General features: G+C 34.5%; 25 protein-coding genes and 2 other annotated features. Of the genes, 4 read left to right on the top strand and 21 right to left on the bottom strand.

Going from position 1 to position 25,747, the window contains the following annotated elements; translation table 11 throughout:
• Window positions 1-15: 15 nt before the first annotated feature.
• The 7 genes from rbfA to gmk form a co-directional block, all read right to left on the bottom strand.
• On the bottom strand, window positions 16-354 hold the full coding sequence (rbfA, locus tag EUBIFOR_RS05635; RefSeq protein WP_003864999.1) for a 30S ribosome-binding factor RbfA: 339 nt from the start codon (window positions 352-354) through the stop codon (window positions 16-18).
• A gap of 1 nt (window position 355) precedes the next feature.
• Window positions 356-2,203 (bottom strand): translation initiation factor IF-2, encoded by a 1,848-nt coding sequence (gene infB / locus EUBIFOR_RS05630; RefSeq protein ID WP_003864998.1) that lies wholly within the window; start codon window positions 2,201-2,203, stop codon window positions 356-358.
• Between the two features lie 8 nt (window positions 2,204-2,211).
• A complete protein-coding gene (locus EUBIFOR_RS05625) occupies window positions 2,212-2,502 on the bottom strand; it encodes a ribosomal L7Ae/L30e/S12e/Gadd45 family protein (RefSeq protein WP_003864997.1) in 291 nt (96 codons plus the stop codon).
• A complete protein-coding gene (rnpM, locus tag EUBIFOR_RS05620; protein WP_003864996.1) occupies window positions 2,495-2,755 on the bottom strand; it encodes an RNase P modulator RnpM in 261 nt (86 codons plus the stop codon). The genes EUBIFOR_RS05625 and rnpM overlap by 8 nt, the downstream gene beginning before the upstream one ends.
• A gap of 11 nt (window positions 2,756-2,766) precedes the next feature.
• Window positions 2,767-4,377 carry a transcription termination factor NusA gene (gene nusA, locus EUBIFOR_RS05615; RefSeq protein WP_003864995.1) on the bottom strand — a complete coding sequence of 537 codons (1,611 nt, stop codon included), beginning with the start codon at window positions 4,375-4,377 and terminating at the stop codon, window positions 2,767-2,769.
• A 10-nt stretch (window positions 4,378-4,387) separates the two neighbouring features.
• Complete coding sequence (locus EUBIFOR_RS05610; protein ID WP_040466239.1) at window positions 4,388-4,846, bottom strand: ribosome maturation factor RimP; 459 nt, start codon at window positions 4,844-4,846, stop codon at window positions 4,388-4,390.
• 94 nt (window positions 4,847-4,940) lie between these two features.
• Window positions 4,941-5,519 carry a guanylate kinase gene (gene gmk, locus EUBIFOR_RS05605; RefSeq protein WP_040466238.1) on the bottom strand — a complete coding sequence of 193 codons (579 nt, stop codon included), beginning with the start codon at window positions 5,517-5,519 and terminating at the stop codon, window positions 4,941-4,943.
• Between the two features lie 105 nt (window positions 5,520-5,624).
• Here gmk and EUBIFOR_RS05600 point away from each other — a divergent pair, with 105 nt between their 5' ends.
• A complete protein-coding gene (locus EUBIFOR_RS05600; protein ID WP_003864992.1) occupies window positions 5,625-7,259 on the top strand; it encodes an Rqc2 family fibronectin-binding protein in 1,635 nt (544 codons plus the stop codon).
• A 28-nt stretch (window positions 7,260-7,287) separates the two neighbouring features.
• Here EUBIFOR_RS05600 and EUBIFOR_RS05595 read toward each other — a convergent pair whose 3' ends face one another.
• Genes EUBIFOR_RS05595 through EUBIFOR_RS05565 form a run of 7 tightly spaced genes read right to left on the bottom strand, consistent with a single transcriptional unit; the run spans window position 7,288 to window position 11,983 of the window.
• Window positions 7,288-7,596 carry a (Fe-S)-binding protein gene (locus tag EUBIFOR_RS05595; protein WP_003864991.1) on the bottom strand — a complete coding sequence of 103 codons (309 nt, stop codon included), beginning with the start codon at window positions 7,594-7,596 and terminating at the stop codon, window positions 7,288-7,290.
• A gap of 2 nt (window positions 7,597-7,598) precedes the next feature.
• The gene (locus EUBIFOR_RS05590; RefSeq protein WP_003864990.1) at window positions 7,599-7,781 is read right to left on the bottom strand and encodes a hypothetical protein; all 183 of its coding nucleotides are present in this window, start codon (window positions 7,779-7,781) and stop codon (window positions 7,599-7,601) included.
• Window positions 7,781-8,356, bottom strand: a complete 576-nt coding sequence (locus tag EUBIFOR_RS05585; protein ID WP_003864989.1) for an electron transport complex protein RnfA — start codon at window positions 8,354-8,356, stop codon at window positions 7,781-7,783. Before EUBIFOR_RS05585 ends, EUBIFOR_RS05590 begins: the two co-directional genes overlap by 1 nt.
• 1 nt (window position 8,357) lies before the next feature.
• Entirely contained in the window at window positions 8,358-9,017 is a 660-nt protein-coding gene (gene rsxE, locus EUBIFOR_RS05580) for an electron transport complex subunit RsxE (RefSeq protein WP_003864988.1), read from the bottom strand.
• Between the two features lie 13 nt (window positions 9,018-9,030).
• Window positions 9,031-9,540, bottom strand: coding sequence for an RnfABCDGE type electron transport complex subunit G (locus tag EUBIFOR_RS05575; RefSeq protein ID WP_003864987.1), 510 nt, complete (start codon window positions 9,538-9,540; stop codon window positions 9,031-9,033).
• Window positions 9,537-10,679 carry an RnfABCDGE type electron transport complex subunit D gene (locus EUBIFOR_RS05570; RefSeq protein WP_040466237.1) on the bottom strand — a complete coding sequence of 381 codons (1,143 nt, stop codon included), beginning with the start codon at window positions 10,677-10,679 and terminating at the stop codon, window positions 9,537-9,539. Before EUBIFOR_RS05570 ends, EUBIFOR_RS05575 begins: the two co-directional genes overlap by 4 nt.
• 11 nt (window positions 10,680-10,690) lie before the next feature.
• Window positions 10,691-11,983, bottom strand: coding sequence for an RnfABCDGE type electron transport complex subunit C (locus tag EUBIFOR_RS05565; protein ID WP_040466236.1), 1,293 nt, complete (start codon window positions 11,981-11,983; stop codon window positions 10,691-10,693).
• Window positions 11,984-12,119: 136 nt separating this feature from the next.
• On the opposite strand from EUBIFOR_RS05565, the gene EUBIFOR_RS05560 reads away from it, so the two are divergent.
• Complete coding sequence (locus EUBIFOR_RS05560; RefSeq protein WP_003864984.1) at window positions 12,120-13,205, top strand: FAD:protein FMN transferase; 1,086 nt, start codon at window positions 12,120-12,122, stop codon at window positions 13,203-13,205.
• Between the two features lie 22 nt (window positions 13,206-13,227).
• Here EUBIFOR_RS05560 and ileS read toward each other — a convergent pair whose 3' ends face one another.
• From ileS to hpf, 4 genes are all read right to left on the bottom strand, one after another.
• Window positions 13,228-15,954 carry an isoleucine--tRNA ligase gene (ileS, locus tag EUBIFOR_RS05555; protein ID WP_003864983.1) on the bottom strand — a complete coding sequence of 909 codons (2,727 nt, stop codon included), beginning with the start codon at window positions 15,952-15,954 and terminating at the stop codon, window positions 13,228-13,230.
• Between the two features lie 36 nt (window positions 15,955-15,990).
• Window positions 15,991-16,205 (bottom strand) — a binding site (T-box leader).
• Entirely contained in the window at window positions 16,199-16,927 is a 729-nt protein-coding gene (locus EUBIFOR_RS05550) for a YlmH/Sll1252 family protein (RefSeq protein WP_003864982.1), read from the bottom strand. It overlaps the preceding feature by 7 nt.
• A gap of 24 nt (window positions 16,928-16,951) precedes the next feature.
• Window positions 16,952-17,383 carry a cell division protein SepF gene (locus EUBIFOR_RS05545; RefSeq protein WP_040466234.1) on the bottom strand — a complete coding sequence of 144 codons (432 nt, stop codon included), beginning with the start codon at window positions 17,381-17,383 and terminating at the stop codon, window positions 16,952-16,954.
• Between the two features lie 116 nt (window positions 17,384-17,499).
• Complete coding sequence (gene hpf / locus EUBIFOR_RS05540) at window positions 17,500-18,033, bottom strand: ribosome hibernation-promoting factor, HPF/YfiA family (RefSeq protein WP_003864980.1); 534 nt, start codon at window positions 18,031-18,033, stop codon at window positions 17,500-17,502.
• A gap of 348 nt (window positions 18,034-18,381) precedes the next feature.
• Between hpf and aroF the strand changes: the two genes are divergently transcribed.
• Window positions 18,382-19,395, top strand: a complete 1,014-nt coding sequence (gene aroF / locus EUBIFOR_RS05535; protein ID WP_003864979.1) for a 3-deoxy-7-phosphoheptulonate synthase — start codon at window positions 18,382-18,384, stop codon at window positions 19,393-19,395.
• A gap of 50 nt (window positions 19,396-19,445) precedes the next feature.
• Complete coding sequence (gene mnmL / locus EUBIFOR_RS05530) at window positions 19,446-20,375, top strand: tRNA modification radical SAM protein MnmL/YtqA (RefSeq protein WP_003864978.1); 930 nt, start codon at window positions 19,446-19,448, stop codon at window positions 20,373-20,375.
• Window positions 20,376-20,391: 16 nt separating this feature from the next.
• Here mnmL and tyrS read toward each other — a convergent pair whose 3' ends face one another.
• The 3 genes from tyrS to leuS form a co-directional block, all read right to left on the bottom strand.
• Window positions 20,392-21,624, bottom strand: coding sequence for a tyrosine--tRNA ligase (tyrS, locus tag EUBIFOR_RS05525; protein ID WP_040466233.1), 1,233 nt, complete (start codon window positions 21,622-21,624; stop codon window positions 20,392-20,394).
• Window positions 21,625-21,656: 32 nt separating this feature from the next.
• Window positions 21,657-21,852 (bottom strand) — a binding site (T-box leader).
• 25 nt (window positions 21,853-21,877) lie between these two features.
• Window positions 21,878-23,131, bottom strand: a complete 1,254-nt coding sequence (locus EUBIFOR_RS05520; protein ID WP_003864976.1) for a peptidoglycan bridge formation glycyltransferase FemA/FemB family protein — start codon at window positions 23,129-23,131, stop codon at window positions 21,878-21,880.
• 11 nt (window positions 23,132-23,142) lie between these two features.
• Window positions 23,143-25,557, bottom strand: a complete 2,415-nt coding sequence (gene leuS, locus EUBIFOR_RS05515) for a leucine--tRNA ligase (RefSeq protein ID WP_003864975.1) — start codon at window positions 25,555-25,557, stop codon at window positions 23,143-23,145.
• Between the last annotated feature and the right edge of the window lie 190 nt (window positions 25,558-25,747).

Here is a 25,747-nt window from a genome sequence, read left to right as displayed (position 1 = left end):
GCCACTAAGTCTTCTCTATTTTTCGATTTCCTTTAAAATGTTTTCAATCTTATTTCCCTGTTCAAGACTTGTATCTTGTACAAAGATCAATTCTGGCATCTTACGAATCTTAATTTTTTTTGCGACTTGAGAACGAATGAAACCCTTTGATTGATTTAACACACGCATACCCGCATCATTACGCCCTTGTTTTCCAAGGAATGTAACATAAACTTTAGCTTGTGATAAATCATTTGTACATCGTACATCCGTTATCGTACAAAAACCTAAATTTGGATTTTTCAATTCAAATTGAAGAATACGTGAAATCTCTCTTTGAATTGTCATCTCCATACGTTCTGTTTTTAATGACATACTATTCTTCCACTTCCTGATCTTCGAAGCCTTCTAAAATATCTCCTACTTTAATATCATTAAAGTTTTCGATTGTCATACCACATTCGTAACCATTTAGTACTTCTTTAACATCATTTTCAAAACGACGTAATGATCCAAGTTTACCGGTATAAACAACAATACCTTCACGGATCAAACGAACTTTACAATCACGTTTCATCTTACCATCTGTAACCATACATCCGGCAATCGTACCTACCTTACTTACTTTATAAATCTGACGAACATCCGCCTGACCAATGACAACTTCTTCATATACTGGTGCAAGCATACCTTTCATTGCAGCTTGTAATTCTTCTAAAGCTTTATAAATGATGTTATGCAAACGAATTTCAACACCTTCTTCTTCCGCTTTTTTACGAATGGCTGCACTTGGACGAATGTTAAATCCATAAATAATCGCATTCGAAGCACTTGCTAATAAGATATCTGATTCTGTAATTGTACCTACAGTGGAACGAATAACGTTGATACGAACATTTCCATCCACTTCTAGTTTTTCCATGCTTGCCTTTAAAGCTTCAGCCGAACCTTGAACATCGGCTTTGATCAAGACATTGATTTCTTGAACATCACCTTCATCGATTCTCTTTGCCAAATCTTCTAATGACATTGCACTCGTTGAATTACGTTCTTTTTCAATTTGTTTATCCAAACGATGACCCGCAATTTCAGCCGCCTTTTTATAGCTATCATAAGACATGAAGACATCTCCAGCTCTAGGAACTTCATTTAAACCAATGATTTCAACTGGACAGCTTGGTTCTGCATGTTTAATTTCCATACCACGATCATTTGTCATTTTACGAACACGACCATAAGATGTACCAACTACAACACTATCTCCTGTATGTAATGTACCACGTTGAACTAACAATGTGGCAACAGGTCCACGACCTTTATCTAACTTGGCTTCAATTACTGTACCAGAAGCATTTGTATCTGGATTAGCTTTTAATTCTTGCATATCTGCCACTAACAACATTGTTTCCAATAATTCTGGAACACCCGTTCCCTTTTTTGCAGATACTTGAGTAAAGATTGTATCTCCACCCCATTCTTCAGGCATAATTCCTAGTTCGCTCATTTCTGACATGATACGATCTGGATTTGCACCTGGCTTATCAATTTTATTTACCGCAACTACAATTGGAACACCTGCAGCTTTCGCATGGTCGACTGCTTCTTTTGTCTGAGGCATCACACCATCATCTGCCGCAACTACGATAATAACGATATCTGTAACTTCAGCACCACGAGCACGCATAGCAGTAAATGCTTCGTGACCTGGTGTATCTAAGAATGTAACTTTTCTTCCCTTTAAGGATACCTGATATGCACCAATGTGCTGTGTGATACCACCAAATTCATTTTCAGTAACATTCGCTTTACGAATTGTATCCAATAATGTTGTTTTACCATGGTCAACGTGACCCATGATTGTGACAACAGGAGGACGAGGTACTAATTTAGATTCATCTTCTTCTACATTTTGAAGTTGTTCTTCAATATCATCTTCGTCAACAACAATTTCCTTATGTACTTCTACATTGAAATTCATACAGATCAATTCAATATCCTCATCGGATAACACTGTATTAATTGTTGACATATTCCCCATCATAAATAAGAATTTAATGATTTCAGAACTATTTTTGTGAAGCAACTGTGCTAACTGACCAACAGTAATCGCATCACTATATGTGATTTCCTTTACTGCTTCTTCTTTCTTAGGTGCATTAGACTGATGCGAACTCTTATGCCCTTTTCGATTTGGTTTCTTTTTGTTTTTGTTGTTATAAGCCATCGAATCACCTAACCTTTCATCTTTTCGATAATCGCTTTGGCAAAGCCACTATCTACAATCGCAATAGCACTCATCTTTTTATAAGAAACATCATCTAATACAGATGGTTCTACCACTCTATATGGCACATTATAATATGTGCATTTATCCTGAATCTTCTTCATACGGTTTTGCCCGCATAAAGAAGATACAAGTACAAGTTTTGCTTGAGATTTTTGAATACTAACAAGTAAAGAATCACCTTTTGCTACTTTACCAGCACGATATGCTAGTTGTATCAAATTTGTAACTTTATTCATTGGTAATAATGGATTCTAATTCCTGATATACTTCTTCAGGAATTTCAATTTCTAAAGCTCTTTGTAAAGCCTTGTTCTTTTTGGCAAGAGCTAAAGTATCCAAACTTTTTGAAATATAAGCACCATGCCCATTCTTTTTACCTGTTAAATCGATCTCAACTGTTTTTTCAGGTGTACGTACCACACGAATCAAATCCTTTTTAGGAAAACGCTCTTGTGTTACGACACATTTTCGCATTGGAATCTTACGCATGAAACTAACTCCTAGTCATCATAATATTCATCATATTCTTCATAGTCAACATCATCGTCCCAGTTGTTTTCATCTTCATATTCCTGTTCTTCGATTTCAGCTAACTCTTCTTCAGAATAGATTGGCTTCATGTCTTCATAGTTAAATTTCTTAACTTCAACCGGTTTCTTTTCTTCTTCAACCTTTTCTTTTTTAGGTTTAGAAACAACATCCTCTTGTTTATTTGAAGCATCGGCCATAGATTCAAATTTAGAAGTATATTCCTTTACATCTGCAGCCGTTTTTTCTTTACGATTTTGTTTGGCAATACGAGCCAATTCTTCCATTTCATCGACTTCTTTTTCTTCAACTGTATTTTCCTTTTCAAATAAAGTATCTTGTGCATGTTCTTCAACTGCATCCACTTCTTCATCTTCATAAGTAAAATCAGCTACATCAATATTTTCGATCTCAGCTTCATTTGATTTTAATTCATCAATCTTTTGTTGTTGTTTATAAGCACGTTCTTTTGCTTTCTTTTCTTCATATTCTTCTTGCATTTTCTTAGAAATTGCCATGTAGTCAATGCCTAATTCCTGCATTTCACTTTCGGATTTGATATCAATCTTGTGATTTGTAAGTTTAACAGCTAAACGCGCATTTTTACCACGTTTACCAATAGCTAAAGATAATTGGTTATCAGGAACAACAACGATCAATCCATCTTTTACAGTCTCATTAGGAATAACCGCAACACCTGTACTTGGACTTAATGCATTGGCAATCAATTCACTAATGTTGTCAGACCATTCAAAAATATCAATTTTTTCACCATTTAATTCTTCAATGATTGTTTGTACACGACTTCCTCTAGGACCAATACAAGCCCCAATTGGATCGATGTTTTCATTGTGAGAATAAACCGCAATCTTACATCTTTCACCCGCTTCACGAGCAATCGCTTTAATTTCAATAATTCCATTATAGATTTCAGGAACTTCACGTTCGAACAAACGACGAACAAATACCGGAGTTGCACGAGATACTAAGACTTGCGCACCCTTTGTCTCTTTGTTCACTTCTGTAATCACAACTAAAATGTTGTCGCCTTCTTTATAGTGTTCTGTAGGAATTTGAGCTGACTTTTTCATAACCGCAAGTGTTTTACCAATATTTACGATCACAAATTTTTCTTCAACCGTTTCAATAGTTCCTAAAACCATTTCATCGACTTTATCACAATACTCTTCATAGACTTGAGCTTTTTCAGCTTCACGAATCTTTTGTTTCATTACATTTTTTGCAAGTACTACAGCCGCACGATCAAAATCCTTAAAATCGACTTCTTCATCCACAATATCTCCAATTTTGATATTTGGATTTTCATTTTGAATTTCATCCAATTGAACTTCTAATTCATCATCTTCAACTTCTTCAACAACCACACGCTCATGATAGATATGAATAGTTCCATCCACGATGTCTACACGCACTTGAACTTCAGGGATATCGATGTGTCTGCGGTAAGCCTTTGTCAAAGCTTCTTTTAAAGCATCTTCAACAATATCCTTAGACAATTGACGATCCGATTCAATACCCTGTAGAGCCTTTGCTAAATCTTCAACTTTAATTTTTGGTTTCATCTTTATTCTCCTATACCTTTACAGCTGTCATAATCAGCTGAATGTTACTCTTTTCAATAGTGATTTTTTTTGTTCTTGTCTTATCACGATATGAAATTGTCACATCATTTTCTGTTGCTTCAACAAGATCACCAATAACTTGATCTAAACCTTGTTTTGGATCTTTCATCTTCACAAATACATATTTGCCAACAGCTCTTTGAACTTCTTCATCCGTTCTTAATTCTCTTTCTGCTCCTGGCGAACAAACTTCAAGCATGTATTCATGAGAATACCAGTCTTTTTCGTCAAGCATTTGTCCAATTACATCTGAGCAAGATGCACAAGTATCCAAATCCATTGTACCGTCTTCTTTTTCAACCGAAACTCTTAATAATGGTGTGCCCTGATTTGTGATCCATTCAAGATCATATAAATGACATCCATTTTCATTAAGAACTTCTTCAATCCATTCTTTAAGATTGTCCATACATTTCTCCTTAGTAGCAAAACATAAGGAGTGGTTCCCCACTCCTTTAATTTCTATACACATAATTTATAGCACAAATTGGCTTTATTTGCAACTATTTGTTTTCTTCAAGCTCAACATGGCGAAGAATAATCGTCTTAATCAATTCAGCCGCAAGTTTTGGATCATCATTACAGACAATATATTTATATTGAGATACCATCTTCATTTCATTGCTAGCTTTCGCAAGTCTTTGCTGAATGATTTCTTCTGGTTCTGTACTACGACCACGAATACGTCTTTCTAATTCCTCCATTGAAGGTGGAATAATAAAGATTGAAACGGCATCCGGACATTTTTCCTGCACCTGAATAGCACCTTGCACTTCAATTTCTAATAAAACATTCTTTCCTTCATCACGTAAACGATTAACTTCTTTTAAAGGTGTTCCATAGTAATTTCCAACAAACTCGGCCCACTCCAAAAGACCACCTTCTTGAATGGCTTTCTCAAAGTCTTCTCGTGTTGAGAAAAAATAATCTTTTCCATCGACCTCTCCAGCACGCGGTTTACGTGTAGTCATTGAAGTTGAATAAGCTAAATTTAGACGTTCATCTTTTTCAAAATATTTACGAATAGTCCCTTTACCTACACCGCTAGGACCACTCAAAATAATTAATAGACCTCTTTCCATGTGAATCTTGCTCTCCCTCTTTTCCATCCATTTTACAAGTCCAAACCATGTGTGTCAAATTTTATTTAACTATGTTATAATTTTTATCAGACCAAGGAGGTTTTTATGGCAATCGACGGATTATTTTTATACAATATTCAAGAAAAATTAAACGCATATACCCCATGTAAAATTGGTAAAATACAAAATATCAGCGATGAAGAAATCTTGATCCATCTTCACACGCGTAATGATGGAAATCAAAAACTTGTCATCAACGTACATTCCAATACAAATCGTGTATATATCGCAAACTTTATTCCAGGCATTCAACCCGAACCATCCAACTTTGTGATGGTATTAAGAAAGTTATGTTCCCAAGCCATTGTCGAATCCTTTGAACAAGTTGGCTTTGATCGTATTTTATGTTTACATTTATCTTGTCGTAATGAATTTCAAGATTTAGTAAAATACGATTTAAATATCGAACTCATGGGTAAATATGCCAATCTTATTTTAGTCAAAGAAGGTGTAATTGTAGATGCATTAAAACGTATTCCTGTATATGAAAATGCCAAACGATTCATTCATCCAGGCGCAAAATATGTAGCTCCTACCCAACCAGAAAAGAAAAATCCATTTGAGATTCAAGATCTTGATCTAGACCAAAGTCTAGTCAAACAAATCTATGGCTTTTCTCCATTGCTTTCAAATGAATTTTTGTATCGTATGAACAATAACGAAAAATATATCGACATATTAAATGAAGTGGTGAATTCAAATACTTTATACATCTATAAAAAAGATTTTCATTGCATTGAATTAAAACATTTAAATGAACAAGCTAAAACATATACAATCATGGAAGGCTTAAATCATTTATATGAAGAAGATGAACAAAAGAAACGTATTAAAGAACAATATGGTGATATAATTCGTACTGTTGATAAAGAAAAAAATAAACAAATAAAAAAACTTCCAAAGCTTGAACAAGCCTTAGAAGATGGTAAAGACTATCATAAATATCAAGAATATGGTGATTTGATTTTTGCGTACATGTACCAAATCAAAAAAGAAAAGACAATCATCTTACCTTCCTTTGAAACCAATGAAGATGTAACAATTCCAATTGATATGCGTTATGATCTAAAAACAAATGCGAATAAATACTATCAGAAATATCATAAGATGAAACGAAGTTTAGTGATCTTAGAAGAACAAATCAATCAATGTAAAGAAGATATTGAATACTATACACAACTTGAAGAGCAATTACAGCATTGTAGCGTATTTGATGCAGGAGAAATCCGTGAGGAATTGATCAAACAACATGTTTTAATGCCTAAAAAAGAAAATAAAAGAAAAAAGAAGAACAATAAACCAAACGTTCTTAATCTTGTTTTTGATGATTGTGAAATCTATGTTGGTAAAAACAACATTCAAAATAATTATGTAACACACCAAGTCTCAAGAAAAAACGATTTATGGTTTCATGTAAAAGACTATCATGGATCTCACGTTCTATTAAAGAGTGATGACTTTACAGAAACACAAATTCGACTATGTGCAATGTTAGCAGCCTACTACTCCAAAGGTAAAGATTCAAGTTCTGTACCTGTCGACTATTGTTTGATTTCGCAAATCAAGAAAGTACCTGGCTCTAAAATTGGTTTTGTGACCATGAAATCCAATAAAACAATCTATATAGATCCAGATGAAACTTATTTATTAGAAATCATTAAAAATCATCAGGTAAGATAAAAGAGATGGAAAACGCCATCTCTTTCTTTTATCCTTTTACTTCAATAGTAGAACCATCCGGTCCTGGTGTGTTTTTCAAGTAATCAATGATTTCCTCACGCTTATCCGCTTTACAAGGTTTACAAGCAATATGATCCATATCACCTGAAACCAAGGCTTCAGCCATACCGCTACATCCAGGGAATCCACAACCACCACAGTTATAACCAGGTAGTAATGATGTTACTTTTTCAACACGTACATCTGCTTCTACTTTTAAATATTTGTCGGCAACACCTAGACCTAAGCCAAGCACTGCACCAAGTACAAGCATCATAATTACGGCTACGATTACCATATTTATTCTCCCTTCACTTGATTGTGAGCTGGATTGTTAGTGCACGCAAAATCTTTACATCCATCACAATCCGCTTTTAAATCTTCACACCCCTCTGGTTTGGGCGTTTTTTTATTCATTAAATACAAAACAATATAGATAGCGACTAATGCGCCAAAAAACAATATTGCCAATAAATATCTCATTATACAATTCCTGTAAAACAAGAGAATGCCATAGCCATGATGGCAGCTACAATCAAGGCGATTGGATTACCAACGAAGGCATTTGGAACTTCACTTTGTTCTAATCTTTCACGAATTGTTGAGAAAATGAATAATACAAGGGCAAATCCTAATGGAGTACCAATTGAGTATACTAACATTTGTGCAAAATTATAACTATTAGAGATATTTACTAAACATACATTTAATACAACACAGTTTGTTGTGATCAAAGGTAAATAAACACCTAAAGATTTATAAAGCGCAGGACTTGTCTTTTTAATAAACATTTCTGTCAACTGAACCAAAGATGCGATTACTAAGATAAATGTAATCAAATCCATAAATTCAAGATGTAAAGGTACAAGTACTAAATAATAAAGTGCATATGTAACCAATGCAGCAACAACGATAACGAAGACAACGGCTACACCCATACCAATCGCAGAGCTTTTCTTTTTAGAAACACCCATGAATGGACACATACCTAAGAATTGAGTTAAGATAACGTTATTTACTAATACACTCGTTACTAAAAGTGCCATTAATTCACCCATCTTACTTTTCCTCCTTTGCCGCAGCTTCTTCCTTAGCTGTTACATGTTGTTTATAAGCACCAACAGCTGCTGCTAAAACCGCAAATGTAATGAAAGCTCCAACACTAGATCCAAAGATACTAATTGTGAAGTTTTCAGGAATAATGTGTAAGTTCAACCAAACTTGCGCTTCATTGAATGGGTTTACCACTTTAATTCCACCTGTCGAAATCAATTCACGAATAAATGACATCGCAAGTACTGCCAAAGTATATCCAAGACCCATTCCTAAACCATCAAGAGCTGAATCCAAAATTCCATTTTTACTAGCGAAAGCTTCCGCACGACCCAAGATGATACAGTTAACTACGATCAATGGAATAAACACACCTAAGCTTGTATTTAAACTTGGCGCATAAGCTTGAATCAACATTTGAATGATCTTAACCAAAGTTGCGATAATCACAATATAAACTGGAATACGGATTTCATCTGGCGTAATTTTACGAACACATGAAATGATTACATTTGACATGATCAAAACGATAATAACACTAACACCCATACCAATCGCATTATTTACAGTTGTAGTAATGGCTAGTGTCGAACAAATTCCTAAGAACAATGAGAATACTGGGTTATCTTTAATTAAACCCGCTTTAAAGTTTTCAAAACGATTCATCTAGATAACCTCCTTACTTTAATTGATCGACAAGTTTTGCCGCTTCATGAATACCACTGACAACAGGACCTGAAGAAACAGTTGCACCAGAAATTGTATCCAATTGTCCAGTTGCATCTTTTCCTTCTAAAGATTTCTTAAATGGAGCTTCCGTTACTTGTGATCCTAGACCTTTTGTATCTCCATTACTAATGGCATTGTATTTATCAATTTTCTTTGAATCTTTATCAATAGATACTAAGAATACAGTTCCATCTTTATATCCACTAACTTTCATATTAAAGATATAAACATTTTTATATTCATAAACCTTTTGAACGGTTTTTGAATCCAAAGTTTTATTCACTAATTTAAAATCATTTGAATTGGCATCTGGATACATAGCTAATAATGATTCTTTTTCTTGTCTTTCGTTATTTTCAGCAATAACTGGAGCTGTCATTTGATTTGCGAATGCTAAAGCACCACCAGCAACTGCACTTACAATAGCCAAGAATAAACCTAAATGTACAATCTTGTTCATAGAGTTACCTCCATAGTTTCAACAACAGCTGCTGTTTCAGGGATAGTATCTACCTTTTGAATAGAGCTAGCTGCATAGAAACTAATAGCTAAACCAATCAATGCTAAACAAACACAAACAATTCTAGATTTCTTAACCAATTCTAATTGTTTACCATCGAAACATGACTCGATCCATGGAGTAAACATATTCATTAATAAGATGGAATATAAACATCCTTCTGGAAGATTGGCTTTTAAACGAATCAATGTAGTTATAATAGCTGCACCCATTGCGAATACGACACGTCCACTTGCACTTGTTGGACTTGTTACTGGATCCGTTAACATAAATACAGCACCAAAAATAACACCACCCGTTAACAAGTGTAATAACGGATACCAAATAAAGGCTGGAATACCATTGTATGAATCAATTCCTGTGATCAAAGCTACAACAGCCGTTAGTACAAAAATCGTTCCTAAATAGACAACTGGAACTCTCCAGTCAATGATTTGACGAAGGGCAAGTACAATACCAATAATCAAAATCAAGATAGAGAATGTTTCACCAATAGAACCAGGATATGTTCCTAAAGCTAGACCTGCAAATCCTCCATATTGTGATAAAAATGAATCTAATACAGTAGCATTTGCTGGTAGCCAATGATAAGCACTCGCAATCACTGTAGTTGGTGTTGCTTGTGAAATAAGTCCTACACTCACACCTGTAAATGCCTGTAAAATAACAGCACGACCTACAGCTGCAGGGTTAAAGATATTTTGTCCAAAACCACCAAATAATAATTTTGCAAGTACGATTGCGAATACTGTCGCAATAATAACTGCATAACAAGACATGTTAACAGGTACCATCAAAGTTAAAATGATAGCTGTTACCCATCCAAATGAGCTCTTTAAGAAAGTTTTAATATCTTTCTTCATAATCTTTGCGAAGATGGATTCGCAAACAAATGTAGTAATTAAAGAACAAGCTAATAAAAGAACACAATGTAAAGCAGCATCAGCACCCCATGCAGATGCATAGTAAATTACGGCTGCTACAAACACAACTAATAAACTTAAAGATAATTCTTTCATGATACGTTGTGTTGACAAGTTATTCTTAATGCTTGGACTTACATGAAAAGTAAATTTCATTTGAATCCTCCCTACTTTTTCTTAAGCATAACAATACGTTTTGCCTTACGAACATTTTCAGTTACATCGATATGAGAAGGACAAATATAAGTACACATTCCACATTCGATACAACTCATAACACCACGTTTTGACATTTCGTCAACGTCATTGGCTTTTAATGCAGCTGTAATTCTTACAGGCTGTAAACCACTTGGACAATGATCACTACATTTACCACAACGTAAACATGCGATCGCATCATCATTTGCAGCTGGAAGTACAGTTAATGCATTCATAGCACGATCAACGACAAACATATCATTGACAATGGTTTTACCCATCATAGGTCCACCAGAAATCAAGCGAACTGTATCTTGTGTATATCCACCACAAGCTTCAATGATCTCACTTACAGGCATACCAACTGGTACACATACATTGTGTGGATCTTTTACACATTCACCACTCACTGTTAAATTCTTTTGTGTGATGGCTTCCCCTTTTTCAAAGGCTTTCGCAATCGCAATAGCACTTGAAGCATTTCCAATGATGGCGCCAGCTTCAGCAGGTAATCCACCATATTCTTTATGTAATACTTCACGTACTAAAACACGTTCCCAACCCATTGGGTAAACATCAGGAACTGGATATACCTCAACACCAGCAGCATCTTGCAATGCTGATTTCACTTTTTCAATTAAATCCGGGTGAGATTCTTTGATACAAATGTAAACCGTTTTAGCTTCAGCCATCTTCTTCATGATTTTAGCACCTGTAACTAAATCTTGGGCATCATCCATAACAGAGCGGTAATCGGCTGTAATATAAGGCTCACATTCTACGGCATTGATCAATACATAATCAACTCCATCTGGTTTCATATATTTTACATAGGTTGGAAAACCAGCTCCACCTAAACCAACAATACCTGCATTTTTTACAAAATCAACACACTCTTCTCTTGTAGCACTTTGCCAGTCTAATGGTGCGAATGATTGAACTCTGGTTTGCTTAAAATCGCATTCAATCACCATGTGATTTTGTGGACGCAAAGAATTGTGCATACGCTTAACAATTCCTTTGTAAGTTCCAGAAACACTTGAATAAATTGGCACATAAAAACCTGACTTTGTTTCAGCCAGTTTTGTTCCAACGGATACAGTATCTCCCTCTTGAACAAGAATATCAAAATCTAAAGTACGTCCTGCTACTAAAGGAATATAAACTTCCTTTTTAGGCATAAGATGTAATAATTCAGACTTTTCTGTCAATTCTTTTTTACCAGGGATATGCTGTCTCATCGGTCCTAAAAATAGTGACATATAAATCCTACCTCCCATTTATACTTTTTAATCATAGGCTTTTTTTTTCACAAGTTCAAGAATTTTTTGACAATTTCCCATAATTTAGGTAAGTACTTACATTTACATTAAACTCAATTCATCATATAATACTTTTATGCAAAAAAATAAATCTATATTATCATGGCTTGTCCTATCGATTTGTTTTCTAATCTTTATAAGTTCTGTCATATTCTTCGTTCAAAACAAAGACAATGAAACAACAGAAAACCTCAATGTTACATTAACAGATGTTGGCTTTGACACGCCCATCACTCTAAATTGCTCATGTTCACAAGCAGATTTTGCAAAATATACCAAAATCTTACGAAAGACATTTAAAGAAAACAACAAACGATTCGACCAATACCATGCCTATAAAAATATGAATAACCTATATACTTTGAATCATGAAGCTTACAAACATCCCGTTCAAATGGATTCTACCTTTATTGATTGTTTAAAACTAGCTATAAAGATGCAATCGAAAAACTCACAATTTGACATCAGTCAAGGAGCCCTATTAAATTTGTGGCATGATGCCAGAGAAAATACACAAGTGCCACCAAGTGATGACATGATTCAAGAAGCCTTAAAACATATTGATCTAAAGAATATTCAAATTAATAAAAATGAAGTATCCTATTTGGATTCTGAATTATCCATTGATCTAGGTGCCATTGCCAAAGGATATACAGCTCAACTTGCCAAAGAAGCATTAAATAAAGCCGGATTAAAAAATGGCTATATCAATGCCGGTGGTAATGTTGTCTTACTTGGTGAAAAAGAAGATGGATCCAATTGGAAGATTGGTATTCAATCTCCAGATTCCAGTGATGCTCTAGTTCAATATGAAACAAAAGAAGCCACTTGTTTAGTTACAAGTGGAGATTACCAAAGATATTTTACATATAAACATAAAAAATATTCCCATATTATTGATCCTAAAACCGGTTATCCTGCAAACTATGTTCGAAGTGTAACCGTCATCACAAAGGATTCAGGCAAAGCCGATGCCTTAAGTACAACATTATTCTGTATGAGTGTAGAAGATGGAAAGAAATATCTATCGACTCTTGATTATGATGTACAAGCGATATGGATCGTAGATAAAGATAGTGATGTTTCATCGGATTTAGAAACAAAAGATTATAAAATAATCACAACAGACAAAATTAAAAATAGAGTAACTCTTGTTGATTAGAGTTACTCTTTTCATTTACATATTAGTCATGTAATACGTGGTTACAACGATCACACAATCCATCTTCATTTTCAGATTCTGTGTAGTTCCAGCAACGAGGACATACATGGCCTGTAGCCTTTTCTACTTTAACCTGACAAACTTCAAATTGTTCTAATTCATCCGTTGTGAATGTTACTTTAGATACAATAAACCATTGTGCTGCATTACTTAATACACGATCCATGATTTCTTTTTGTGCATCACTTACATGTAATACGACATGTGCTTCTAATGATTTACCGATTAAACCTTGAGCACGTGCATTTTCTAATGCTTTGAAGACATCCTTACGAACTTTGAATAATTCTTCCATATCCGCTTTGATCTTTTCAACATCAAAATCTAATTCAAGATCTTTAAATGTAGTTAAGTGAATACTTTCTTCATCAAAGTGCATATAGTCATTAACTTCTTCACAAGTATGAGCCAAGATTGGAGCCCACAATTTAGTCATCACTTCAACGGCATTATAAAGTACAGTTTGAACTTGACGACGAACTGGTGCATCTTCTTTTTCAATATAAAGAATATCCTTCGTGTAATCTAAGTAATAAGCTGATAATTCATTCGTCATTAAGTTTGTCAAATATGTAACAACATCAGAGAAACGATATTCATTATAAGCTTTTCTACAATAATCTACAGCATCCTTTAATTCGGTTAAAATATATTGATCCAATTCACTCAATTCATTGAAGTTTACACAATCTTTGGCAGTAAATTTTTGATCATCTAAGTTTGCCATTAAGAAACGCAATGTATTACGTACTTTACGATAATTTTCACTCACCTGTTTCAAGATCTTTTGACCCATTGAAACATCCGCTTGATAGTCTACACTACATGCCCATAAACGTAAGATATCGGCACCATATTTCTTAGTGATTTCACTAGGTGCAACGGCATTCCATTGTGATTTAGACATCTTAACGCCCTTTTCATCCATAACGAAACCATGTGATAATACTTGTTTGTATGGAGCTTTACCATGAACAGCAGTACCTACGATCAAACTTGAGTTGAACCATCCACGATATTGGTCACTACCTTCAAAATATAAATCTGCAGGATAGCCTAGGCCACGATCCATCATAGCTCCAGTATGACTTGATCCTGAGTCAAACCAAACATCCATAGTATCTGTTTCTTTACGGAAGATACCATTTGGTGAATGTTCATTTGTATATCCTTCTGGTAATAAATCTTTAACATCTCTTTCAAACCAAACATTGGATCCATATTCACCAACTAATTTGGCAACATGATCGAAAATTGCTTGATCCATGATTGGAGTATCATCTTCTCCATAAATAATTGGAATTGGAACACCCCAAGCACGTTGACGAGAAATACACCAGTCATTACGATCGGCAATCATATTGTGCATACGTTGTTCACCCCAGGCAGGTACCCAAGATACAGAGTGAATTTGTTCTAACAATTCATCACGAATTTGATCAATTGACGCAAACCATTGTGTTGTAGCACGGAAAATAATTGGCTTTTTGGTACGCCAGTCATGTGGGTATGAGTGCGTGATGAATTGAAGTTTTAATAATACACCCAATTCATCTAGTTTTTGAGTGACAGTCTTGTTGGCATCTTCTACATATTGACCAGCAAGCCATTCGCCAACATCATCCATCATGCATCCTTGTGCATCTACGTTACAATATACTGGCAAACCATATTTCATACCAATATTAAAGTCATCTACACCAAATCCAGGTGCTGTATGAACACATCCAGTACCAGCATCAGCTGTTACGTGATCTCCACACATCAATAGACTTTCTCTTTCTGGATATAATGGGTGTGTACAAGTAATATATTCGAATTCTTTACCTTTGAAAGTCTTTAAAACATCACGTTTTTCAACTTCAAACTTATCACACAATTCTTCAACCATGCTTGAAAGCATAATCAATTTACCCTTTTCTGTATCCACTAATGAATAATCAAAATCAGGGTTTACACTGATTCCTAAGTTTGCAGGAATAGTCCAAGGTGTTGTTGTCCAAATGACGAAGTTACAATCTGTATCTAATACGCCTTTTCCGTCTTTAACGGCAAATTTAACATAAATTGTTGGACTCTTAACATCTTTATATTCAACTTCTGCCTCCGCTAAAGCGGATTCACTACTTGGTGACCAATAAACGGGTTTTAATCCTTTGTAGATCAAACCTTTCATAGCCATCTTTCCAAAGATTTCGATTTGGTGTTTTTCAAAACCCTTTTGAAGAGTGATATAAGGATGATCATAATCTCCAATTGATCCTAAGCTTAAGAATCCTGCTTTTTGATTAGCTACTTGCTTTAAAGCATAGTCATAACAGATTTTTCTAAATTCAGCAATTCCCATTTTCTTACGGTCATAGCCCAATTTAGTAACTGCAGTTTCAATTGGTAAACCATGAGTATCCCATCCTGGAATATATGGTGTTTTGTATCCTTCCATAAAGTGAGATTTTACAATTACATCTTTTAACACTTTATTTAAGGCATGTCCTAAGTGGATATCCCCATTGGCATAAGGAGGACCATCATGTAACACAAATGATTCTGCTCCTTCTCTTCTTTCTAACATCTTTTCATACAATTTTTCATCTTGCCAGCGTTTTTGGAAACCAGGCTCTTTTTTAGTCAAATTTCCACGCATTTCAAATGCCGTTTTAGGCATATGAAGAGTTTCTTTGTAGTCCATACTTTATCTCCTTTTCAAAATAAAAAAACGCCCTTAAAAAAGGACGTAATAAACACGCGGTACCACCTTACTTCATAGTTTTCACTATGCACTTTCATGAGATAACGGTTCAACCGGATCAAACTACTATGATTTCGTAAGATCAGCTCAAAAGGGATACCTAAATTCTTATTCATACAATGTTTCACCAAAAACTTCATTGCTCTCTACAATCATAACGAATAAAGGCGTGTCTTTATCTTAGCTAAATATATTGATCAAAGTTCAAAACAAGTCTTCCCTTTTTTGTAGTTGAAACAACCTCTTTAAACTGGAATCGACCCGTTTTTCTGATTGACACAAAATCATTATTGCACAATTGTAAATTTTGTTCAAGTACCACATCATTAACTTTCACAAATCCTGCATGAATCTTTTTTAATGCTTCACTTCTTGAACAATGTGACAATTGCGCAACCACACTATCTAAACGTAGACTACTGCACATGATACGTATTTCTTTTTTATTACTTTTTGTGATTTCATAATCCAAACACACTTCAAAATGAACTGTACACTTACCAATCTGCGCACAATTATCGATAATATATTTTGAAATCTTTTCCTTACAAAATATATACAGATCATCTTCTTGTACAATCAAATCTCCAATGACACTTCTTTCAATACCCGAATGCATTAAACAACCTAATAAATCGGAATGTGTCAGTGTTTTGAATTTTGAATTGTATGTGGCATGAAGACAGACACAATCACTAAAACCTTCATAGCCTTCCGGTATAAAACATGCGATCTTTCTTTCTGCATTCTCGTACCCACCATCAAAAACGACACATATATTTTTAGGGACCATGTTTTGAAGAATGGCTTGTTCAGAAATCGATAAAAAATAGGTCATGATCCGCCTATTTTGTTTTTGAAAGATACGAATTTGATCTTTCATCTGCGAAATAAACACCTCATGACCTACCATAAATGAGCTCATTAAAAGTAATTATTAATCTTCATCTTCGAAGTCATCAGGACTTCCTAATGAAATAGTTCCTTGTACACCAATTTCAGCTGGAGAACATAAAATTACGTTCTGACCAATTTTCTGAATTTTACCATCAAGTGCATAAACAACACCTGTTAAAAAATCAATAGTACGTTGTGCATAGTCACGATCTAGCTTATGTAAGTTAACTACAACAGCACGACCTTCTTTTAAACGTTGTCCTACTTCTTCAGCTTCTCCAAAGCTTCTTGGTTCAAACAATACCATTTTTGTATTCGAATTCAAAGAAGTTGCGTTCGTACGAGCTTTTGGTCTCTCATAACGACTTTGAGGTTCTACTTCTTCTACCTTTTCAGCTTGTGGTGCTTCTTGATAATCGTCTTCTTCTTCGATTGGAGCAACGAAGTCTTTTACTTTATCCATAAATCCCATGGGAAAAACCTCCTTAACGAACATAATTATAGCACAAAGAATAACTTATTCAAACTTATATTCTTTTTTTTATTTCCAATTAAAAGACATGCCAATTTGACATGCCTTTTTACATATTATTCAGTTTCAATTAATCCGTATCCACCATCATGACGTTTGTAGCAAACGGCAATTTTGTTTGTTTCATCATCTGTATAAATGAAGAAATCATGTCCTAATAATTCCATCTTCATAATAGCTTCATCTAAACTCATTTCTTTTGGAACGATTGACTTAGTACGAACAACTTCATCATCATCTACTTCTTCATCATTGAATAATTCATGATCTAAGAAAGCTTCGGCAAGTGATTCTTTATTTTTACGTGTTAAACGTGTTTTTGTTCTACGAATTTGATCTTCCAATTTATCTACAGCAAGATCGATAGCTGCATATAAATCATCGTCTACAACCTCCGCACGAAGAATCGCATAACGCGTTGGGATTGTAACTTCAATTTTTTGTTTTGTAGGATATGTACGAACTAAAACGTTAGCTACATCATCCTCACTAATAATGAAGTACTTTGTTAAAACATCTAATTTTTTATGGATCTTATCTGAGATTCCTTCAGTAACTGTGATGTTTTTTCCTACAATATTGACTTTCATATTATGTACCTCCTATATGATTTCTATTGCTACTTAGATTATAACACTTTTATTTTGTTTTACACTTTTCGACAAGAAATGACAAAAATATAACCAACTTTGCCAAGGAGGTTGACAAGTAAAATGTAACTATTTTCAGAAAACAACTTGCACATTTTCAAGGATTAAGCTATAGTATACACAGGTGATTAACATGAACATTCAATCTACATATTTTTACTTTTACTTTAGATAGCCCTAATAAAACCAATCAAAACAGAATGGTATTTTTATTAGGGCTTTTAAGCATTAACAATTCGAACGGTTAATGCTTTTTTGTTACTCACAAATGGAAAGAAGGATATTACTATGATTATTACTTTAAAGAAGAATGCATCAAAACACGATGTCGACAAATTAATTCACAAATTCGAAGGAATGGATCTTCAAGTCACAATGATCCAAGGCGATAACTACAATGTCTTTGGTTTAGTTGGAGATACAAGTATCGTAGATGAAAAAAGCGTTATGGCAAACCCCATTGTATATAACGTACAACGTGTTGCCCAACCTTATAAATTGGCCAATCGTATGTTCCATCCAGAAGATACCATTGTGGATGTAAATGGTATTAAAATCGGCGGCAAAAAAATTGTCATGATTGCAGGCCCATGTTCTGTTGAAGGAGAAGAACAAATCTGTCGTATTGCTAAAGAAGTAAAAGCAGCAGGCGCTGATATGTTAAGAGGTGGCGCTTATAAACCAAGAACAAGTCCATATGCTTTCCAAGGTATGGGTACAGCTGGAATTATGGCCATGGTAAAGGCTAGACAAGAAACAAAACTTCCTATTGTATCTGAACTTATGAGTGCAGAACATTTGGATGAATTCGTTGAAAATGTAGATATCATTCAGATTGGTGCTCGTAATATGCAAAACTTTGACTTATTAAAAGCTGTAGGAAAAACAAAAAAACCAATCTTATTAAAACGAGGTATGAGTGCTACGATTCAAGAATGGATCATGGCTGCAGAATATATTATGTCCGAAGGAAATCCAAATGTCATCTTCTGTGAACGTGGTATTCGTACTTTTGAAACCTATACACGTAATACATTAGATTTAAGTGTTGTACCCATTATTAAAGAAAGAACACACTTACCTATTATCATTGATCCAAGTCATGCAGCTGGAGATTATAAATTAATTGAATCTTTATCTTTAGCCGCCATTGCAGCTGGAGCAGATGGATTGATCATTGAAGTGCATGATGATCCAGAAAATGCTTGGAGTGATGGAGCCCAAAGCTTAAAACCTAAACGCTATGCCAAACTTGTTAAAAAAGGTAAAGCCATTGCCAAAGTAGTTGGTAGAGAACTATAAGAAACTGCACACGCAGTTTCTTTTTATGTTACAATGCTTTGGGTGATACAATGAATAATCCTTATCCTTATTCAAATGACAATAAAAGATACCAAACAATCAATTACTATTTTCGTAATACATACCATCAAAAAGTGGCTAAGATTCCATTAAATGCAGGTTTTACCTGTCCAAATCGCGATGGAACAAAAGGAAGCGGTGGATGTACATTCTGCTCAAGCATGGGTAGTGGCGATAGTATTCTATGTTTTGATGATTCGTTGCAGAAACAATATCAAGAAGGCTTAAAGCGCATGCAAAATAAGTGGCCGGATTGTATTGGATTTGCCTACTTTCAAAGCTATTCCAATACATATGCCCCACTTGAAACCTTAAAAAAAGTATATGATCCATTCTTTAAAAATCCAGACATTCCTGGAGTTGCGATTGCGACTCGTGCCGATTGTTTAAATGATGAAATCATAGACTATTTAAATAGTCAAAATAAAGAAGTCTGGCTAGAATTAGGCCTTCAAAGTGTACATGAAGGCACAATGGAAAAGTGCAATCGTAAACATAGTACAAAAATTGTGTTTGATTGGTTAGACAAATTAAAATCGACAAACATCAAAACATGTGTACATATTATTAATGGTTTACCAAATGAATCCAAATCCGATATGTTAGAAACGGTTAAACAGATTTCTAAACATCCTATAGATGCGATTAAGATCCACATGCTGCATTTAATAGAGGGCACACAAATGGCAAAAGAATATAAAGAACATCCATTTCATATTCTAACCTTAGAAGAATATGTCGATATTGTAGTCGATCAATTGGAATTATTACCACAAGAAATTATCATTGAACGATTAACAGGGGATGGTATTGCGAAAGATTTGATTGAACCAAAATGGACAATCAAAAAAACGATTGTGACAAATGAAATTGATAAGTTAATGGTAAAAAGAAATACGTGGCAAGGCAAAAATGTCTAACCACGTATTTTCATTTTTATTTCAAATTTAAACAATAATATCTTTTCTTACCACGACGAATGATTACATAGTTTGATACATAGGCTTGCGTAGAATCAATAACTAATGTTTCATCATTGACTTTGACACCATTTAAGCTAATGGAATTTCCTTTTATCCATTCTCTAGCTTCACGACGACTCGAAGCAATCTTAGCCTCCACTAAAACATCGATTAAAGATTTTCCAGCTTCTTGGTCAACTTTATCCATATTTTTAACCGCATCTAAACGTTGTTGTTCATCCAAATCATTTAATTGACCTCTAAATAAGGCATTTGTGATTTTTAAAGCCGATTCTAAACCTTCTTCACCATGTAAATCACGAACCACTTCTTCTGCCAATTTCTTTTGTGCTTCACGTCTTCCAGCATCTTCCTTTAAAGATACTTCTAAAGCATCAATTTCTTCTTTTGTTAAGAATGTTAATTTCTTTAAATATTCAATAACCTTTGAATCATCTGTATTAAACAAGAATTGGTATAGTTCATAAGGAGATGTCTTTTTAGGATCCAACCAAACAGTTCCCGTTTCACTCTTACCAAATTTAGTTCCATCTGCCTTTGTGATGAGTGGCATTGTTAAGCCATAACATTTTACATCGGCACCACATTTTTTACGAATCAATTCCAAACCAGAAGTGATATTTCCCCATTGATCCTGTCCACCAATCTGCATTGTACAACCTCTTGTTTGGTAAAGATTTAAGAAGTCTAAAGATTGAAGAATCATATAAGAAAATTCTGTATAACTAATTCCTGAATCTAAACGTTTTTTTACTGTTTCTTTATTCAACATATAATTCACATTGAATAATTTTCCATAATCACGTAAGAAATCAATGATTGTGATGTCTTTTGTCCAATCTAAGTTATTTACCATGTCAAAGCCCCATAATTTAGAGATTTGTGCATGTAAAGCATCATAATTTGACTTTAATACTTCACTAGTCAACATACTTCTTTCTCCAGTGGCCTTTGGATCACCGATAAATCCAGTTGCTCCACCAACCAACATAATTGGGTGGTGTCCATGTTTTTCTAAACGTTTTGCCATCAACAATGATGAATAGTGTCCAATGTGTAAACTATCCGCTGTTGGATCTGTACCAATATAAAATGTGACTTCCCCATTATTAATAACATCTTCCACTTCTTCACTTGTGACGTTGTCAACAAGACCACGCCATTTCAATTCTTCAAATAATTCCATTTTGTCCTCCCTGAAAATAAAAAAAATCGCCCAATAAGGACGATTTGATCGCGGTACCACCTTACTTCATACAAAATATTTTTTGTATGCACTTAAACCTTTAACGCAGGTATACGTCAAAATTGAAGCTCCAAGGTGTATTCCACAGGTCTATTTGAAACTTTACACCAGCCAGTTTCTCTCTAAGAAATAGATAATCTGTGTACTCTTTCTTATCATAGCGAATTTATTATATCGAATCTAGAAACTAAACTCAACAAATATGTTTTAAATTGTTATAAATTTTAAAAATGAATGGTTTACATGGAAGGATGAAGTTTCCGATATACTCGTGTACGATCGCATTAAATCCACGTTTGAAATCAAAAACACCATAACCTTCTTTACCCGGTTCAAAATAACCACTGATACCATAGAAATTATAGAAGTCATAGCCCTCTTTAATCGCTTCTTGAATCATATGCCAATGAATCGCATAAGGCCCTCTAAAATCTCTTTGTTCATAATTGCTAGAACCAACAAGATATACGATTTCATGACCATATTTAATGAATAAACAACACGCAAGAGGTACTTCTTTACCATACGTATCTTTTAATTCTTGGATATGCGAAATTTTCTTTTCTAAAGAATCAAGATATGTTTCATCCGTCTTTAAACGCTTTTCCTTTTTCTCGTTTCCCGGATTTTTTTCTAAGAAAGCCTTTATCTTTTCAATACTTGTCAAAGTCGTATTGTATTCTTTCTTGATTTTTTGTTCATATTCATCTAAATCCAAATAAGATAAGAGTGTTTCAACATGATCTTCCCCATAAAATTTATATAAGTTTTTAAAATAATCTAAACTCATGGCTTCAAAATCTTGTCGTGCACTCGTTTCCTTTTCCATAGAATCTAAAATATGAAGTTGATCCACATTTAATTTTCGAATATGCACATTATACTTTTGGGCCGTTCTTGTATTTCTTCTTGTAGCACTTGAAAATGCATTAAAGATTTCATCACTCGTTTTACCTCTTAAATCAATAGAGGAACAAAAACGACATTCCTTCGATAAATCATATCCTTGTTTTAAAGGAAGTTGTAAAAATCCAGCTGATTTTAAATTATCTACAACATCATAATTATGAAAACCATTCTCGACAATATTTCCATCTTTATCTCTTTGTACAAGATCAATTTCAGGATCTGTTTCAAGATAAACTACATTCTTCTTTTTAAGATATTGTTTTAAAGAAGAGGTAAACTTTACAAGTTTGTCCTTATCTTTGTAGTCGGCAAGAAACCCTCTTGCGACATAACAATATTTAAAGACTTTCATTAAAGGAAGATACGCAAGCATGCACGTTGCGTATACTTCCTTATCTTGGCTTGCCTGAATAAATTCAACCGTCCAGCCATCATGTTCAAATTTCTTGGCATGATATTTAGATTGTTGAAATACCGCACTATCTACTGTATCTAAATATTCGCTATATTGTTGAATATTTATTGTATTGATTCGCATACTTCACCTTCTTAGTTGGCAACAATATTAACAACTTTACCTTTTACAACGATAACTTTACGAATTGTTTTTCCTTCAATTTGACGCTTTACTGTTTCAAGTTCCATAGCCTGTTTTTCTAATTCTTCATTACTTGAACCTACAGCCGCCACAAATTTACCACGAACCTTACCATTTACCTGTACAACACAAGTGATTGTATCTTCCACTAATTTTGCTTCATCATAAGTTGGCCAAGGCTCATACGCAATGGTATCTTCATGACCTAATAATTGCCACATTTCCTCACCAATATGTGGTGTAATACAAGATAACATCTTCACGATACCTTCAGCATATGGCTTGTAAATGGTTTCTGCTTTATATGCATCATTCACAAAGATCATCATTTGTGAGATAGCTGTATTGAATCCTAATGATTCATAATCTTCTGTAACTTTTTTAACTGTCTGGTTATAGACTTTATCTAATTTACCATCATTTGTATCTGTAACTTTACCAGACTCAATAAATAAACGATAAACACGGTCGATCCATCTTCTAGCACCATCACAACCTGCCATTGACCAAGGCTTACTTTGTTCTAATGGACCCATAAACATTTCATATAAACGAAGTGTATCGGCCCCATATTTTTTAACGATATCTGAAGGATTCACTACAAATTCAGGATAACGTTTACCCATCTTAATTCCATTTTCACCTAAGATCATACCTTGGTGAACTAATTTTTTAAATGGTTCTTTACATACAACAATTCCCTTGTCATATAAGTAGTTGTTCCAAATACGTGAATACATCAAGTGACCTACCGCATGTTCAGGACCACCTACATATAAATCGACTGGCATCCAGTGTTTCAATAATTCTGGATTTCCTAATTGTTCTTTATTTTGAGGATCAATATAACGTAAATAGTACCATGAAGATCCTGCAGACCCTGGCATTGTACTTGTTTCACGAACTCCCTTTACACCATTTTGATTGTATTGTTTCCAATCTGTCGCATTTTCAAGTGGCGCTTTTCCATTGTGTCCTTTATAATCTTCAAGTTCTGGAAGAATCAAAGGCAATTCTTCATCTGGAAGTACATAGTCTGTACCATCTTCTAAATGAACAATTGGAACTGGTTCTCCCCAATAACGCTGACGTGCAAAAATCCATTCACGGAAACGATAATTCACTGTTTCTTTGGCAATACCCATATCTACCAATTTTTTAGTAATTGCTACTTTTGCCTCTTCTACAGTAAGACCTGTAAATTCTTCAGAGTTGATTAGCTTGCAGCCCTTACCTAAGTAATCTTGTTTTTCAAAGGCATGCTCACTGACGTCTTGTCCTTCAATAACTTGAATCATATCGATATGATGTGCAATCGCATATTCAAAGTCACGTTGATCATGACTTGGTACAGCCATAACAGCACCAGTACCATAGTTAGCTAATACGAAATCACCAATAAAGACTTCCACTTCTCTTCCATTTACTGGATTGATTGCCTTGATACCTTCTAAGCGGCAACCAGATTTACCTTTATTTAATTCTGTACGATCCATTTCCGATTTCGATACAGTTTCCTGGATATAAGCCTTTACTTCATCTTGGTTTTTGATTCTTGGCATTAATTCTTGCACTAAATCTCCATCTGGTGCAAGGACCATAAATGTAATACCATAGATAGTTTCGATACATGTTGTAAAGATTGAGAATTTTCCTCCACCTACGATTTCAAATTGAACTTCAACACCTGTTGATCGTCCAATCCAGTTTCTTTGCATTTCCTTTGTGGATTCAGGCCAATCAATTTCATTTAAGCCTTCTAAAAGTCTTTCTGCAAAAGCAGCCTGGTCAATACAAAGTTGCTTCATATTTTTACGAATAACTGGATAGCCACCACGTTCACTTTTGCCATCAATAACTTCGTCATTTGATAAAACAGTTCCTAATTCTTCACACCAGTTTACTGGCATATCCACATATTTTGCATATCCATCTTTATACAATTGTTTAAAAATCCATTGTGTCCAGTGATAGAAATCTGGATCGGATGTCGCAATCGTTTTTGACCAGTCATAGTCAAAACCTAATTCTTTTAATTGATTTGTGAAAGTTTTAATATTTTCTTGTGTAAATCCATTTGGATTGTTTCCTGTTTGAACAGCATATTGTTCAGCCGGTAAACCAAATGAATCATATCCCATTGGGTGAAGTACATTATAGCCTTGCATACGTTTCATACGTGAAACGATATCTGTAGCTGTATATCCTTCAGGGTGTCCTGCATGAAGTCCGACTCCACTTGGATATGGAAACATATCTAACGCATAAAATTTTGGCTTTGAAAAATCCCACACATCCGTTTTAAATGTTTCGTGTTCATCCCAATACTTGTGCCATTTCTTTTCTACTTCTAAATGATCGTACATATTAGCCTCCTATAAAAAAATAAAAAACGCCCTTTAAATCTAAGGACGTTTGTACGCGGTACCACCTTAGTTCACAATCTTCATTGTGCCCCTTTAACTCTTTATCGCAGAGAATACGGATAACATTACTCATCAGCTCCTTAGCAAGTTCAAAGGTTGTACAATGCTAATTCTCACCTACATTAGCTCT

The organism is Holdemanella biformis DSM 3989 (assembly GCF_000156655.1).
Lineage (GTDB): Bacteria > Bacillota_I > Bacilli_A > Erysipelotrichales > Erysipelotrichaceae > Holdemanella > Holdemanella biformis.
This window is presented reverse-complemented; position numbering and strand designations above follow the sequence as displayed.